General features: G+C 69.4%; 14 protein-coding genes. 7 read left to right on the top strand and 7 right to left on the bottom strand.

The genetic code is table 11. The features are described 5' to 3' along the window. The first annotated feature begins 64 nt into the window (after window positions 1-64). Window positions 65-1,579 (top strand): glycerol kinase GlpK, encoded by a 1,515-nt coding sequence (glpK, locus tag QMK24_RS18125; protein ID WP_283467200.1) that lies wholly within the window; start codon window positions 65-67, stop codon window positions 1,577-1,579. A 44-nt stretch (window positions 1,580-1,623) separates the two neighbouring features. On the opposite strand, the gene QMK24_RS18130 is transcribed toward glpK, so the two are convergent. From QMK24_RS18130 to QMK24_RS18145, 4 genes are all read right to left on the bottom strand, one after another. Next, window positions 1,624-2,028, bottom strand: a complete 405-nt coding sequence (locus tag QMK24_RS18130; RefSeq protein ID WP_283467201.1) for a nuclear transport factor 2 family protein — start codon at window positions 2,026-2,028, stop codon at window positions 1,624-1,626. 121 nt (window positions 2,029-2,149) lie between these two features. After that, the gene (locus QMK24_RS18135; protein ID WP_283467202.1) at window positions 2,150-3,382 is read right to left on the bottom strand and encodes an FUSC family protein; all 1,233 of its coding nucleotides are present in this window, start codon (window positions 3,380-3,382) and stop codon (window positions 2,150-2,152) included. Window positions 3,383-3,509: 127 nt separating this feature from the next. After that, entirely contained in the window at window positions 3,510-3,767 is a 258-nt protein-coding gene (locus tag QMK24_RS18140) for a hypothetical protein (RefSeq protein ID WP_283467203.1), read from the bottom strand. Between the two features lie 69 nt (window positions 3,768-3,836). Further along, window positions 3,837-4,649: a putative protein N(5)-glutamine methyltransferase gene (locus QMK24_RS18145; protein ID WP_283467205.1), complete on the bottom strand. Its 813-nt coding sequence runs from the start codon at window positions 4,647-4,649 to the stop codon at window positions 3,837-3,839. Between the two features lie 501 nt (window positions 4,650-5,150). Here QMK24_RS18145 and QMK24_RS18150 point away from each other — a divergent pair. The 5 genes from QMK24_RS18150 to QMK24_RS18170 all read left to right on the top strand — a co-directional run bounded on the left by QMK24_RS18150 (window position 5,151) and on the right by QMK24_RS18170 (window position 10,482). Further along, a complete protein-coding gene (locus tag QMK24_RS18150) occupies window positions 5,151-5,468 on the top strand; it encodes a hypothetical protein (protein WP_283467207.1) in 318 nt (105 codons plus the stop codon). A gap of 305 nt (window positions 5,469-5,773) precedes the next feature. Then, a complete protein-coding gene (locus QMK24_RS18155; protein WP_283467209.1) occupies window positions 5,774-6,556 on the top strand; it encodes a glucosamine-6-phosphate deaminase in 783 nt (260 codons plus the stop codon). Window positions 6,557-6,723: 167 nt separating this feature from the next. Continuing rightward, complete coding sequence (locus tag QMK24_RS18160; RefSeq protein ID WP_502989152.1) at window positions 6,724-6,873, top strand: winged helix-turn-helix transcriptional regulator; 150 nt, start codon at window positions 6,724-6,726, stop codon at window positions 6,871-6,873. Next, a complete protein-coding gene (locus tag QMK24_RS18165; protein ID WP_283467210.1) occupies window positions 6,870-7,469 on the top strand; it encodes a DNA-3-methyladenine glycosylase I in 600 nt (199 codons plus the stop codon). Before QMK24_RS18160 ends, QMK24_RS18165 begins: the two co-directional genes overlap by 4 nt. 355 nt (window positions 7,470-7,824) lie before the next feature. Further along, a complete protein-coding gene (locus QMK24_RS18170; protein ID WP_283467211.1) occupies window positions 7,825-10,482 on the top strand; it encodes a SpoIIE family protein phosphatase in 2,658 nt (885 codons plus the stop codon). On the opposite strand, the gene QMK24_RS18175 is transcribed toward QMK24_RS18170, so the two are convergent. Then, window positions 10,456-10,653, bottom strand: a complete 198-nt coding sequence (locus QMK24_RS18175) for a hypothetical protein (protein WP_283467213.1) — start codon at window positions 10,651-10,653, stop codon at window positions 10,456-10,458. The two genes, QMK24_RS18170 and QMK24_RS18175, sit on opposite strands and share 27 nt — an antisense overlap. 247 nt (window positions 10,654-10,900) lie before the next feature. On the opposite strand from QMK24_RS18175, the gene QMK24_RS18180 reads away from it, so the two are divergent. Further along, window positions 10,901-11,281: an STAS domain-containing protein gene (locus QMK24_RS18180; RefSeq protein ID WP_283467215.1), complete on the top strand. Its 381-nt coding sequence runs from the start codon at window positions 10,901-10,903 to the stop codon at window positions 11,279-11,281. 82 nt (window positions 11,282-11,363) lie between these two features. Here QMK24_RS18180 and QMK24_RS18185 read toward each other — a convergent pair whose 3' ends face one another. After that, entirely contained in the window at window positions 11,364-12,593 is a 1,230-nt protein-coding gene (locus QMK24_RS18185) for a phospholipase D-like domain-containing protein (RefSeq protein ID WP_283467216.1), read from the bottom strand. A gap of 303 nt (window positions 12,594-12,896) precedes the next feature. Next, window positions 12,897-13,151 (bottom strand): hypothetical protein, encoded by a 255-nt coding sequence (locus tag QMK24_RS18190; RefSeq protein WP_283467217.1) that lies wholly within the window; start codon window positions 13,149-13,151, stop codon window positions 12,897-12,899. Between the last annotated feature and the right edge of the window lie 62 nt (window positions 13,152-13,213).

Genomic DNA, 13,213 nt, shown 5'->3' on the forward strand with positions numbered 1-13,213 from the left:
GGGCTCACCGGCCGTCCGGCCCACCAGCCGACCATCAGCAGCGAACTCGAGTGGAGGAACCGACATGGCGGACTACGTCGCCGCGATCGACCAGGGCACGACGAGCACCCGCTTCATGATCTTCGATCATGGCGGCAACGAGGTCGGCCGCCATCAGCTGGAACACGCGCAGATCCTGCCGAAGGCAGGCTGGGTGGAGCACAGCCCGGTGGAGATCTGGGAGCGCACCCGGTCGGTCGTCGCCACCGCGATGAACCAGCACCACCTGAAGGCCTCCGACCTGGCCGCGCTGGGCATCACCAATCAGCGCGAGACCACACTGGTGTGGAACCGCCGTACCGGGCGCCCTTACTACAACGCCATCGTCTGGCAGGACACCCGCACCGACAAGATCGCCAGCGCCCTGGAACGGGAGGGCAAGGGTGACGTGATCCGTGCCAAGGCCGGGCTCCCGCCGGCCACGTACTTCTCCGCGGGCAAGGTCCAGTGGATTCTGGAGAACGTGGAGGGCGTACGCGCGGACGCGGAGCGCGGCGACGCCCTCTTCGGCACCATGGACACCTGGGTGCTGTGGAACCTCACCGGCGGTACCCGGGGCGGGGTGCACATCACCGACGTCACCAACGCCTCGCGCACCATGCTGATGGACCTGCGGACACTGGACTGGGACGACGAACTGCTGTCGTTCTTCAGCATTCCGCGGGCCATGCTCCCGGCGATCAAACCGTCCGGCCTACCGGGCGGCTACGGCGAATCGCCCGACGTCAGCCCGCTGGCCGGAGTGCCGCTGGCCGGAATCCTCGGCGACCAGCAGGCGGCCACCGTGGGCCAGGTCTGCTTCGCGGAGGGAGAGGCCAAGAACACCTACGGCACCGGCAACTTCATGCTTCTCAACACCGGCCACCGGCCCGTCGCCTCACAGCACGGACTGCTGACCACGGTCGCGTACCAGTTCGCCGGCGAGGAACCGGTCTACGCGCTGGAGGGGTCGATCGCGGTGACCGGCTCCGCGGTGCAGTGGCTCCGGGACCAGTTGCACATCATCGGGAACGCGGCGGAGAGCGAGACCCTGGCCCGCCGCGTCGAGGACTCGGCGGGCGTCTACTTCGTTCCCGCGTTCTCCGGCCTGTTCGCGCCGTACTGGCGCTCCGACGCGCGCGGCGCCATCGTGGGCCTGGCCCGTTTCCACACCGACGCGCACATCGCGCGCGCCGCGCTGGAGGCGATCTGCTATCAGAGCCGCGACGTGGTCGAGGCGATGGCCAAGGACTCGGGTGTCGACCTGGCCGTGCTGAAGGTGGACGGCGGCGTCACCGCCAACAGTCTGTGCATGCAGACCCAGGCGGACGTGCTGGGCGTGTCGGTGATCCGTCCGAAGGTTGCCGAGACCACCGCGCTGGGCGCGGCCTACGCGGCAGGTCTGGCCGTGGGATTCTGGCGCGACACCGACGAACTCCGGGAAAACTGGAACCAGGACGAACGCTGGGACCCCGAGTGGGACGAGGAGCGCCGCGAGGCGGGCTACGCGGACTGGAAGCGTGCGGTGGAACGCACCCTGGACTGGGTGAAGGTGGACTGACCACCGCGGTCACCCGGTCCGTCCATGACGGTCCGGCGGTCATGTCACGTGGCGCTCAGCGGAGTTCGGCGCGCGATGACCTTGCGATGGCTGATGCGCCAGCCCTGGTCGCCGCGCGAGATCGTGTCCTCGTAGGTCACGCTTCCGCTCGTGCCATCGGCCATGATGCCGATTCCCTTGGACCGCGCGCGTACGTGGCGGTCCGCGAGCTCGGAGAGAATGACGTTCGTGACGTGATGCCCGACAGGATTCAGCTCCCCCATCGCGAGCGCCGCGTCCCGGACCGCCGCCAGTCCCTCCAGCGACCCGTGCCCGAAGTCGCTCAGGTCATAGGTGATGTCGGCGGTGAACACCTCATGCATCCGGTCGAGCTCGCCGTCGTCGGTCAGGTGACCGTGGAGGGAGATCAGCTCGGTGATCGCCGCACGGTCCTCGCTGGTGAGTGTCATCCGCTCATGCTGACATATCGGCCCGCCGGGACCACTCAGGCGTCCAGTACGGCGCCGGTGACCTGACCGTCGAGGCGGTCGACGGCGGCGTGTTCACAGACAGCCGGGGTCAGGGTCCGGTTCAGGGATCCAGGAAGTCGCCGGCGCCGCGCGGACTCGTGCCCCGCAGGCGTCGCTTGAACGCGTCGAGCCGCGGGAAGCGCTCGCGTTGTTCACGGGAGTGGCGGTCGAGTTCCTCCACCAGGCGGACCGACCGCTTCTCCACGTCGAGTTCGTCCAGGATCCGGTCGATCTCCGCCAGCACCGCCCCGTGCAACTGCCATTGACGGGGGTGCTCCCGCACCTTGTCCAGCAGCAGATGCGCCACCGTTTCGCGATGGAGGCCGCTCTGTTCCAGCGCCCGGGTCAGCGCGTCCTCCGCCTCCTGCGCGTTCGCACTGACCTGAGTGGTGATCAGGACGGCGAAACTCTCGATGGCGAGCGCCACATCGCGCAGCAGTGCGTCGAGGGGCGCCGCCACATCGGCGGGGAACAGGGGCTCATCGGTCCGGTGCTTCGCCAGATCCGTCAGCGTCCGCGACAGCACCCGCAGGACCACGGCGCAGATCTCCAGCGTGTCCAGACCCGTCCGCAGCACGACCCGGGAAAGCAGACCTTCCTGGACCCGGGGGTTCCACCGCAGGCTGTCCTCCGCCTGCCGGAGCGAGGCATCGACCTCCACGATGTCGTGGTCGAGACGGCGGGCCTCATGGAGCCGGGCGGCGGCGCGTTCGACCGGGATGTGCCCGGCCAGTTCGTCGCCGATGTCGCGGAACAGCCGGCCCATCCGGCCGGCCAGTCCCTCGATGGACTCCCCGGCCGACTGCACCCAGACCGGTGGGGCGAACAGAAGGTTGAACAGGAGGCCCACCACGGCGCCGATCAAGGTCTCCAGAACCCGGTCCCAGGCGGTGTCCGCCACCCGGCTGACCCCCAGGACGAGCATGGCGCTGATCGCGACCTCGGGCACGAATTCGTTCACGCGCACGAAGCGCCCGATGACCAGCGAGGTGAGGATGGTCAGGCCCAGGCTCCACCAGGTCAGTCCCACCAGCGAGCTGAACGCGCTGGCGATGAGGACGCCTGCCACCACCGCGTTGACCCGGCGGATTCCCGTCGTGAGCGTGGCGTACAAGGTGACCTGGACGACGAGGAGCGCGGTCAGCGGTGCGGTCAGGGGGGCCGGCTCGGGACTCAGCCACAGCGCGACCACAAAGGCGATGACCGCCGCGGCGGTGGAACGCAGGGTCTGGGCCGCGACAGGTTCGGAGGACCTTCGGACGAGTTTGACGACGGGGTCAGGTACGACGGGCATCTCCCACGCCTTCCCGATCATGGAGCACTCAGGCATCGTGCCCGGAGCGGGAGGCCGACAGCAAGCTCCGGGGCGGACCGGCGGCGCCGCGTTCGCGCCGGTGCCGGTCCGCCCCGCGAGGGTTCGTTCAGCTGACCAGGTTGTTGCCGGCCCTCATCGCGTCCTGACCCGCCTTCACCGTGTCTTTGACGGATCCCACCTTCTTGTCCAGCTTGTCTCCGATGACGCCCTGCGCTGTCGACTTGGCCTGCTCACTGGCGCTCTGCGCGGTCACTGCCGTGCTGCTCAAGGTGCCTCCGAAGTCCAGCGCCCGGGCACCGGGAGCGGCGGCGGCAAGGAGCGCGGAGCTTGCCGCGGCGACGGTGAGGATTCGACGTACATTCATGATCGATGTAACGCGCGGGAAGGCCAGAGGGCACGCAACGAAAACCACGCGTCAGCCGCTGATCACGTGTCAGCCGCTCGCGCGGCCGGCGGGCCTGGTTCCGATGACGACGGTGGCGTGCAGCTCATCGGAACCGGCCACCCGCGGGATCAGCCCGTCGCGGGTGACGATGTCCACGGCCCGTGACACCTGGCGCTCGCTCGTCTCGAACAGCAGGTGACCGCCCGGTGCCAGCCACGCCGGCGCTTCGGCGGTCACCCGCCGCAGGACGTCGAGCCCGTCCACGCCGCCGTCGAGCGCCACCCGCGCTTCATGGATCCGGGCCTCCGGAGGCAGCAGTCCGATCTCTTCGGTGGGTACGTAGGGCACATTGGCCAGCAGGATGTCGACGCGGCCCCGCAGCGCGGCGGGCAGCGGTTCGTAGAGGTCACCTTCGTACACCTGGCCTCCGGCGGCGGCGACGTTGTGCCGGGCACAGTGCACGGCGGCGGGGTCGATGTCGGCGGCGTACAGCTCGGCCTGTTCCTGGGCCGCGACCAGCGCGGCGCCCAGCGCGCCCGAGCCGCAGCACAGGTCGACGACGACAGACCGTGGCCGGATGAGGGCGGCGGCCTGGTGGATGAGGAACTCGGTACGGCGGCGGGGTACGAAGACCGCGGGGTCGACGACGTAGCGCCGGCCGCAGAACTCCGCCCAGCCGAGGACGTGTTCGAGGGGCAGGCCGACGATGCGCCGTTCCACCATGGCGGCGAGGTCGGCGGGCGATTGTGCCGTGGAGATGAGCAACTCAGCCTCGTCCTCGGCGAATACACAGCCGGCGGCACGAAGCCTGGTGATGATGACGATGACGGAGAGCGGGAGAACTGACGGTGAAGCCGACATGAGATGCCTTTCGGGACGCCCATGGGCACTCCCGCGGTCAGCTATGCCTGAGGGACCGCACGGTCGTGAGAGGGGAGCACCCGACCTGATACAGCGGTAATGGGTCCCACCTCCTCGGTTGTTCACGCGTAACGACGGCAACACTGTACCTGGCCAGGGCCGCAGCGCAGGCACATCCGTCCGACCGTCATCCCGACCGTCGGCCCGCGCGCCGGCCCCGTCCGGATCTCGTCCCGGGCGGGGCACGCAGAATAATTCGCGACAAGCCCTCACCCGGTCCGCGACCTCACCTCACTCACCCATGTCCCCTACTCTCCACTCACCCTCGCCCTCCTCGGTATCCCCCTCCTGGCCGCATCCACCGCCTGGCTCACCGCCGGCCGCGAACCCCCCTCCATGACGCGGCGGCTCCTGGAATGACCCGCACGGACACGACCCGCGAACGGGCGCTTCACCCGCCTCACCTGGTGGGAAATGCCCGGCACCGGGTAGTCGACACTCATGAGTAATTTCGTGGTTTCCCTGCCGGGCACCTTGAAGGCTCCGCTCACTCCTGACGTCCGGGGCAAAATCCTGGCGGCTCTCCAGGGCACCGACCCCCGGGAGGTCGCGGAGGGCGAGTCGGCCGCACTCGACCCACTGAGCGTGAACCTGGACACCTCCACCTTCATCCTGCGGCTGGAGGTGGAGGCCGAGAACAGCGCTTCAGCACGTGCGAACGCGCTCGCCCTCGCCGAAGCGGCACTGCGCAGTGCCGGCCTGGACCCGGAGTCCGCGCCACTGGGCAACCCGGTGATCACGGCGATCGACGTCACCTGATCTCGGTGATCCGGCTCCGATCGCCGGCCCGGCCGACCGGAGCCGGGCCGGCGGTCAGAGCCGGCGCGACGGGGGAATTCGCTGGTGGAGCCGGAGCGCCCGCGCGCCCGTTCCAGCACCATGCACCGTGCACATCGACGACCTCGACCAGCCGCGTTCTGCCGCACTGCGGAAACGCCTGCCGGCCACGCTGGAGGTATCCGATCCGGACCGCCGGAACACCCGTCCCGCGCGGTGATCCGCTTGCCGCCTCCGGTAAATTGGTCTACACCACGATGTGCATGCCTCAGAACGGTGGAATCAGCATGGAAGTAGTGATCGTTCCGGACGCCGCAGCGGGCGGCGAACTCATCGCCTCCGCGATCGCCGGCCTGCTCACCCGCAAGCCCGACGCGCTGCTCGGCGTAGCCACCGGATCGACGCCGCTGCCGATCTACCAGGCGCTGGCCGCCCGGGTCCGCGCCGCCTCGCTCGACGCATCGCGGGCGCGCATCTGCCAGCTCGACGAGTACGTCGGTCTGCCCAAGGGCCATCCCGAGTCCTACCGTTCGGTGGTGCTGCGCGAGGTCGTCGAGCCGCTCGGGCTGACCGAGGCGTCGTTCATCGGCCCCGACGGGACCGCCGAGGACGTGGCTGCCGCCAGCGCCGACTACGACCGCGCGCTGGCCGAGGCCGGTGGAGTCGATCTGCAGATTCTCGGGATCGGGACCGACGGGCACATCGGCTTCAACGAGCCCTGCTCCTCGCTCGCCTCGCGTACCCGTATCAAGACGCTGACCCAGCGGACCCGCGTGGACAACGCCCGGTTCTTCGACTCGCTGGACGAAGTGCCGCACCACGTCATCACCCAGGGCATCGGAACGATTCTGGAAGCGCGCCACCTGGTGCTGCTGGCCACCGGCGAGGCCAAGGCCGAAGCCGTGGCGCTCTCGGTCGAGGGCCCGCTTTCGGCGATGGTGCCGGCCTCGGCGCTGCAGCTGCACCCGCATGCCACCGTCGTCGTCGACGAGGCGGCCGCGTCCGGCCTCAAGCTCGCCGACTACTTCCGCGCCACCTACGCCGCGAAGCCCACCTGGCAGTTCCTCTAGAACCCGCCCGCCCCTCCGTCCGGGCGAACGAGTCCCGACCACAACGGCTGTCCCGGATCACCGGATCCAGGGCAGCCGTTCGTCGTCAGAGGGGATCCGCAGGACCCGTATCTGCTGGTCGTCGTAGGTTCTTCGACCCCGGCCCGGCAATTACTGCTAAACAGGCACTGACCGCCGACGGCCTGCTGGAACGCCGCCGCCACCAGAGCAATCCCACCCGCCACGAGTACGACCTGACCGACCTGGGACGCTCCTTGCAGCCGGTGATCGTGGCGCCGGCCGCGTCCTTCCCCAACAGCCCCGAGGAAAGCCAGTGAGTCCAGTGAGTGCCGTACGTCCGGCGAAACCCGTCATCCGTTGCGCCTGGGCCGAAGGCTCCGACCTGATGGCCGCCTACCACGACACCGAATGGGGCACCGCGTCCCATGACGACGCCTATCTGTTCGAACTTCTGCTCCTCGAAGGCGCCCAGGCGGGTCTGTCCTGGTCCACCGTGCTGAGCAAGCGCGAGAACTACCGCAGCGCCCTCGACGGCTTCGACTACGAGAAGATCGCCCTGTACGACCAGGCCACGCTCGACGGTCTGATGACCGACGCCGGCATCGTCCGCAACCGCCTCAAGATCGCCTCGACGGTGAAGAACGCCAGCGCCTTCCGCACCGTGCGCGACGAGTTCGGCTCCTTCGACACCTATCTGTGGCAGTGGGTCGACGGCACACCCCTGGTCAACCGCCCCCGCCCGACAGATCCGCTGCCCGCCCGCACCGATCTCTCCGACCGGCTCAGCAAAGACCTGAAGAAGCGTGGTTTCACCTTCGTCGGCACCACCATCACGTACGCCTACCTCCAGGCCGTCGGCGTCGTGAACGACCACACGACCGCGTGCACCGCGCAGGGAGCGTCTCCGGCCTGAGGACGGCACCGGGAAGCAGGGAGTGCGCAGGAAGTATTCAGCCCCTCGCGGCTGCCTGAGGATCGTCTCGCACTGCGCGCTCGGCCGGTGAAGGAAGCCGCGCTCGAGGCGTAGCCGGGGCGCGCTTCCGCCGCCGCGGGGCGGCTCATCGCTCGCACCGTGGGCAGGCAAGGTAAACAATGGGTTCATGGCCGGACTTTTCGGCCGATCTTGGAGGCTGTCGGTCCGCTCGCTCGCCGATTGGCGTCCACGCAATCGGCGCGAGCGCCAGAACTCGGAACGAGGGCAAGAAAGGCGATACGAGCTGCGGGACCCTGAACGTTCACGGGGGCAGCACCTGGGTTGGGCGCTGAACATGCGCACCGTCGCCGGGCAGGTTTTCGTCCTGCAGGTGGCGGTGGTCGCGCTGCTCGTCTTCGCCGCGGTGGTGGCGGTGGTTCTGCAGTCCCGCAATGACGGCGAGGTGGAGGCCCGCAACCGGTCGGTCGCCGTGGCGCAGACCTTCGCGCACTCCCCGGGAATCCAGGCGGTGCTGGCCGGTCCTGACCCGAGCGCGGTGCTGCAGCCGCTCACCGAGGCGGCTCGCGAGGCCGCCGGCGTCGATTTCATCGTGGTGATGAACACCAAGGGGATTCGCTACACCCACCCCATTCCGAGCCTGATCGGGAAGAGGTTCGTGGGCACCATCGAGCCGTCGCTCGCCGGCCGCGTCTACACCGAGAGTGTTCACGGACCCCTCGGCCAAGAGGTACAGGCGGTGGTCCCGGTACAGAGCGCCGATGGCACGGTCGTGGGCCTGGTGTCGGCAGGGCTCAAGGTCAAGAACGTGACCAGCGCGGTCGACCGGCACCTGCCGATCATCTTCGGCACCGGCGCGGCCGCGCTCGCCCTGGCCACGGGCGGCAACGTACTGGTCAGCCGGCGACTGCGCCGCCAGACCCACGGTCTGGACCCCGTCGAGATGACCCGTATGTACGAACACCATGACGCGGTCCTGCACGCGGTACGGGAGGGCGTGCTGATCGTCGGCGGCGACGGCCGGCTGCTGCTCGCAAACGATGAGGCGCGCCGGCTGCTCGATCTGCCCGAGGACGCCGAAGGGCGCCCCGTCATCGGGCTCGGCCTGACGCCGCGCCTGGCCGAGCTGCTGGACTCCGGGCGCGCCGCGGCCGATGAGGTGTTCCCGGTCGGGGACCGGTTGCTGGCCGTCAACCACCGGCCGACGGACCCCGACGGAGGACCGTCCGGCAGTGTGGCGACGCTCCGCGACGCCACCGAACTCCGCGAGCTCATCGGTAAGGCGGATGTGGCGGACACCCGGCTGCAGCTGCTGTACGACGCCGCCGTGCGGATCGGCACCACGCTTGACGTCGTACGGACCGCCGAGGAACTGGCGGAGTTCGCGGTCCCCCGATTCGCCGACTTCGTCACGGTCGACCTGCTGGACGCCGTACTGGGCGGGGAGGAGCCGGAGGGCACGGACGCCGACATGCGCCGCACGGCGATCAGCGGCATCCGTGACGACCCGCCCCTGTATCCGCTCGGTGAACTGATCCACTACGCCTCCCCCACGCCGCAGGCCGAGGGCTTCGCCAGCGGCCGGTCCGTCATCAGGGCGGATCTGCGCACCGCCGGCGGGTGGCAGAAACAAGAGGAGCTACGGGCCAGGAGGATCATGGACTACGGAATCCACTCCATGATCACCGTCCCGCTGGCCGCGCGGGGTGTCGTCATGGGTATGGCGACCTTCTGGCGTTCGGTGAAGCCGGAGCCCTTCGAGGACGAGGATCTGTCCGTCGCCGAGGAGGTGGTCGCCCGCGCGGCGGTGAGCATCGACAACGCGCGGCGCTTCGCCCGCGAGCACTCCATGGCGGTGACGCTGCAGCGCAGCCTCCTGCCCCGCGTCCTGCCCGCCCAGAACGCGCTCGACGTCGCCTACCGCTATCTGCCCGCGGAGGCGGGGGTGGGCGGGGACTGGTTCGACGTCATCCCGATGCCCGGGGCCCGGGTGGCGCTGGTCGTGGGCGATGTCGTCGGCCACGGGCTGCATGCCGCCGCGACGATGGGCCGGCTGCGTACAGCGGTGCACAATTTCTCGAACCTGGACCTGCCACCCGATGAGCTCCTGTGGCACCTCGACGAGCTGGTCACCCGTATCGACCAGGACGAAATCCTCGAGGGCGAAGGTGCGGCCACCGTCACCGGAGCCACCTGCCTGTACGCGATCTACGACCCCGTCACCCGGCGCTGCGCGATGGCCCGGGCCGGGCATCTGCCTCCCGCCCTCGTCGGGCCGGACGGTTCCGTGGACTTCCCCGACATGCCCGGCGGTCCACCCCTCGGCCTGGGCGGCCTGCCCTTCGAGACAACCGAACTCCAGCTGCCCGAGGGCACCCGGCTGGTGCTGTACACCGACGGGCTCATCGAGGACCGTGCCCGGGACATCGATGAGGGACTGGACATGCTGCGCCACGCCCTGGCCCACTCCGGCCGGACACCCGAGGAGACCTGTGCCGAGGTGCTGGAAGCGCTGCTGCCCGAGCATCCGTCGGACGACGTCGCGCTGATCGTCGCCAGCACCCGGGTGCTGCGCGGCGAGCACGTCGCCGAATGGGATGTGCCACCCGAACCCGAGGAGGTCGGGCGGGTGCGCGCCGCCGTGGCCCGGAAGCTGACCGCGTGGGATCTGGACGACATGGCGTTCACCACCGAGCTGATCCTCAGCGAGCTGATCACCAACGCCATCCGCTACGCGACCGGACCCATCAGGGTGCGGCTGCTCCGCGACCGGTCGCTGATCTGCGAGGTCTCGGACGCCAGCAGCACCTCACCGCATCTGCGGCGGGCGGCGAGCATGGACGAGGGCGGCCGCGGCCTGTTCCTCGTCGCCCAGTTCGCCGACCGGTGGGGCACCCGTTACACCCCGGCCGGAAAGGTCATCTGGACCGAGCAGCCACTGCCGCAGCCCGAGTCCCCACAGGCACCGCTACCGCGCCTTCCCTCCGTGGAGTGAGGACTCCGCGGGCGCGTTGAGCGGGCAGTCCGTGGGCCTGCCGGCGTCGTCGCCGTGGTAGCCGAACTGGTCGTCCCGCTCTGCGCCGAAGTCGCCGTCGGCAGCAGCGCCGGCGTCGGCGTGCTTCGGGACGCCGATGTTGTCGCCGCAGGCGCACACGGTGGTGATCATCACTTCTCCTCGGAAGGGGCTGAATGTTCACCACCACTTCAACCCAGTCCTCCGCGCGGGGCCTGTTCTGCTGGTCCGGCCGGGTCCCCTTCCTGACCCGGTGGGCGCGCTCCGGCCACCGCGGGACGCGTGGCCCTTGCTGTCGCCCGTTACGCGAGAGCACAAGTGTGCGAAGCGCCTGACCCGAGGTGCACCGCACTGGCAGAATGGCGCTACGGGGCAGTCGATCTTCGAGTGGGAGCGCTCCATGACGCGCTTGCAGGCGCGACGGATACACCGTCATGACGAGATCGCCATCGTGGCGGTCGTCGGCGAACTGGATCTGGACAGCGAGCACGTGCTGGCCGATGCCACGGCCGCGGTGCTGGACGCCGGTCAGGTGCAACTGATCCTGGACTGCGACGAGCTCACCTTCTGCGATTCGCGCGGACTGGGGCTGCTGCTGACCCTGCGGCAGACCCTGGACGACCGCGGCGGCTCCCTGATTCTGACCGCGCCCGGCCCGCAGCTCCTGCGCACCCTTGAGCTCACCGGCGCCGACCAGGTCATCACCCTGGCGGCCGGGATCGGCGAGGCCGTCAGCCTTCTCTCCCCGGCCGGTCCCAGCGTTCAGGACGCCTCCGCGTAGTCACGCCGACGGATTCCAGTCACGCCGACGGTTCCAGTCGGTCCGGACGGTGCCGGACGGTGCCGGACGGTGCCGGACGGTTCTACAGGAATCGCCGGATCGGGATGACGGCCACTTCCTGGAGCCGCTGCATGGAGGAGCGCCGGTTCCACGGACCGGACTCGATCAGTTCGCTGAGGGCCCGGTCCTGCTCGAAGTGTTCGTCGAGGGTGGCGGTGAACGTCTCGTCGAGAACGGCCAGCATGACCTCCTCGTCGTGGTCCAGTGAGCGGCGGTTGAAGTTGGTGGACCCGATGAGGGAGGCGACGTGGTCGATGGTGATCACCTTGGCGTGCATCATCGTCGGCTGGTACTGCCAGATCTTCACCCCGCACGCGACCAACTCCTCATAGAAATTCTGGCCCGCCAGCTGGCACACCCGCTTGTCGGTGTGGGGACCGGGCAGCAGGATCTCCACCTCCACCCCACGCCGGGCCGCCTCACACAGCAGATGGATGAAGTAGGCGTCGGGTGCGAAGTAGGCGGTGGCCAGCCGCAGGCGCTCCTGAGCCGACTCGATGACCACGCGGATCAGCGTCTGCATGTCCTGCCAGCCGAAACTGGCCGAGCCGCGCACCACCTGGACGATCGCGTCGCCCTGCGGGGAATGCTCGACAAAGCGGTCGCGGTCGTCGAAGAGGTCGGCATGGCACTCGGCCCAGTTCTGGGCGAACGCCGCCGCGATGCCGTCCACCGCCGGGCCGCGGACCTGCACATGGGTGTCCCGCCACTCCTTCTCATCGCGTGCGTCGCCGCACCACTCCTCGGCGATCCCCACACCGCCGGTGTACCCGGTCGTCTCATCGACGACCAGCACTTTGCGGTGACATCGGTGGTTCTGCTTCAACGGGGAGAGCCACAGCGGCTTGCGGAACCACGCCACCTGCACCCCGGCCTGCTCCATCTGATCCAGCAGGTCCTGCTCGATGAGCCGGCTGCCGAAACCGTCCAGCAACAGCCGGACCCGTACGCCTTCGCGGGCGCGGTCGGCGAGTGCGCCCGCGAACTCGCGGGCGATCGCACCGCGCCAGTAGACGAACGTCATCATGTCGACCGTGTACTGCGCCGTCCGGATGCTGCCCAGCATCGCCGCGAAGATCTCGTCACCGTTGCGCAGCGGCAGGAGGGCGTTGTTCTCGGTCGCCGCGATGCCGATCAGCCGCTCCAGCCGGCGCCGTATCCGCTGCTTGCGCTCCGCGTACGACAGCGAGTCCCGCTCCGGTCGGGTACCGGCCTCCGCCAGCGTCTGCTCGTGGTCCTCAACGGTCGTCATGCGGATTCTCCTGGCGTTGAGAGCTGCTGCGCTGTTGTCTGGCTGCCCCGGTCGCGCACGGCGCCGATGCGCCGGTTCTCGGAGCGAAAGGAGTCGTCTGGACTGAGCCAACGTACACACCCGCCGGTGCTGCCGCCGAAGTTGACGACACAGCGGTGTGTCAGCGCGACCCGGCACGCCCGCCCCCGCCGCGGCAACGCCTTCAGCGGCAGGTCCGGCGGCCCCGGACCCGCTCTCCGCCGCTGTGCTCCAGCGGTTCAACCATCCGTCGTGGCCAGCGCCTTCGCCTCTCTCCTGCTTACATCACGCGATGTGCAGTTCATACGGAGTGCCCGCGCTGATCGCTTCGGCCTGCTCGGCCAGGTCGGCCGCGGCGAAGACCAGCCGCGCGCTGTCGGCCGCCCGGCCGAGCAGGGGAAGTATCTCGGCGACGGGCCGCCCGCGGTGGGACCGCGCGAGGGACGCGAAGTCGCGCTGATAGGACGCCCCGTAAACGTCGCCCCACTGGGTCAGTGACCGGCCCAGGCCCTGCCGGTCGACCGTGATCATGTTTCCCATCGTGGTCTTCCTCAGCCGCATGCCGCCCGCCGGTTCACGGACTGGTCTCCTGGCGCTACTGG

It is taken from the genome of Streptomyces sp. PH10-H1, assembly GCF_030063355.1.
Taxonomy (GTDB): Bacteria; Actinomycetota; Actinomycetes; order Streptomycetales; family Streptomycetaceae; genus Actinacidiphila.

What these genes read in the sequence shown, in the direction of transcription:
- QMK24_RS18140 (WP_283467203.1), bottom strand. Translation starts at nt 3,767, where the DNA reads ATGAATGTACGTCGAATCCTCACCGTCGCCGCGGCAAGCTCCGCGCTC.
- QMK24_RS18145 (WP_283467205.1), bottom strand. Translation starts at nt 4,649, where the DNA reads ATGTCGGCTTCACCGTCAGTTCTCCCGCTCTCCGTCATCGTCATCATC.
- QMK24_RS18170 (WP_283467211.1), top strand. Translation starts at nt 7,825, where the DNA reads ATGCGCACCGTCGCCGGGCAGGTTTTCGTCCTGCAGGTGGCGGTGGTC.
- QMK24_RS18130 (WP_283467201.1), bottom strand. Translation starts at nt 2,028, where the DNA reads ATGACACTCACCAGCGAGGACCGTGCGGCGATCACCGAGCTGATCTCC.
- glpK (WP_283467200.1), top strand. Translation starts at nt 65, where the DNA reads ATGGCGGACTACGTCGCCGCGATCGACCAGGGCACGACGAGCACCCGC.
- QMK24_RS18175 (WP_283467213.1), bottom strand. Translation starts at nt 10,653, where the DNA reads ATGATCACCACCGTGTGCGCCTGCGGCGACAACATCGGCGTCCCGAAG.
- QMK24_RS18190 (WP_283467217.1), bottom strand. Translation starts at nt 13,151, where the DNA reads ATGGGAAACATGATCACGGTCGACCGGCAGGGCCTGGGCCGGTCACTG.
- QMK24_RS18150 (WP_283467207.1), top strand. Translation starts at nt 5,151, where the DNA reads ATGAGTAATTTCGTGGTTTCCCTGCCGGGCACCTTGAAGGCTCCGCTC.
- QMK24_RS18180 (WP_283467215.1), top strand. Translation starts at nt 10,901, where the DNA reads ATGACGCGCTTGCAGGCGCGACGGATACACCGTCATGACGAGATCGCC.
- QMK24_RS18135 (WP_283467202.1), bottom strand. Translation starts at nt 3,382, where the DNA reads ATGCCCGTCGTACCTGACCCCGTCGTCAAACTCGTCCGAAGGTCCTCC.
- QMK24_RS18155 (WP_283467209.1), top strand. Translation starts at nt 5,774, where the DNA reads ATGGAAGTAGTGATCGTTCCGGACGCCGCAGCGGGCGGCGAACTCATC.
- QMK24_RS18185 (WP_283467216.1), bottom strand. Translation starts at nt 12,593, where the DNA reads ATGACGACCGTTGAGGACCACGAGCAGACGCTGGCGGAGGCCGGTACC.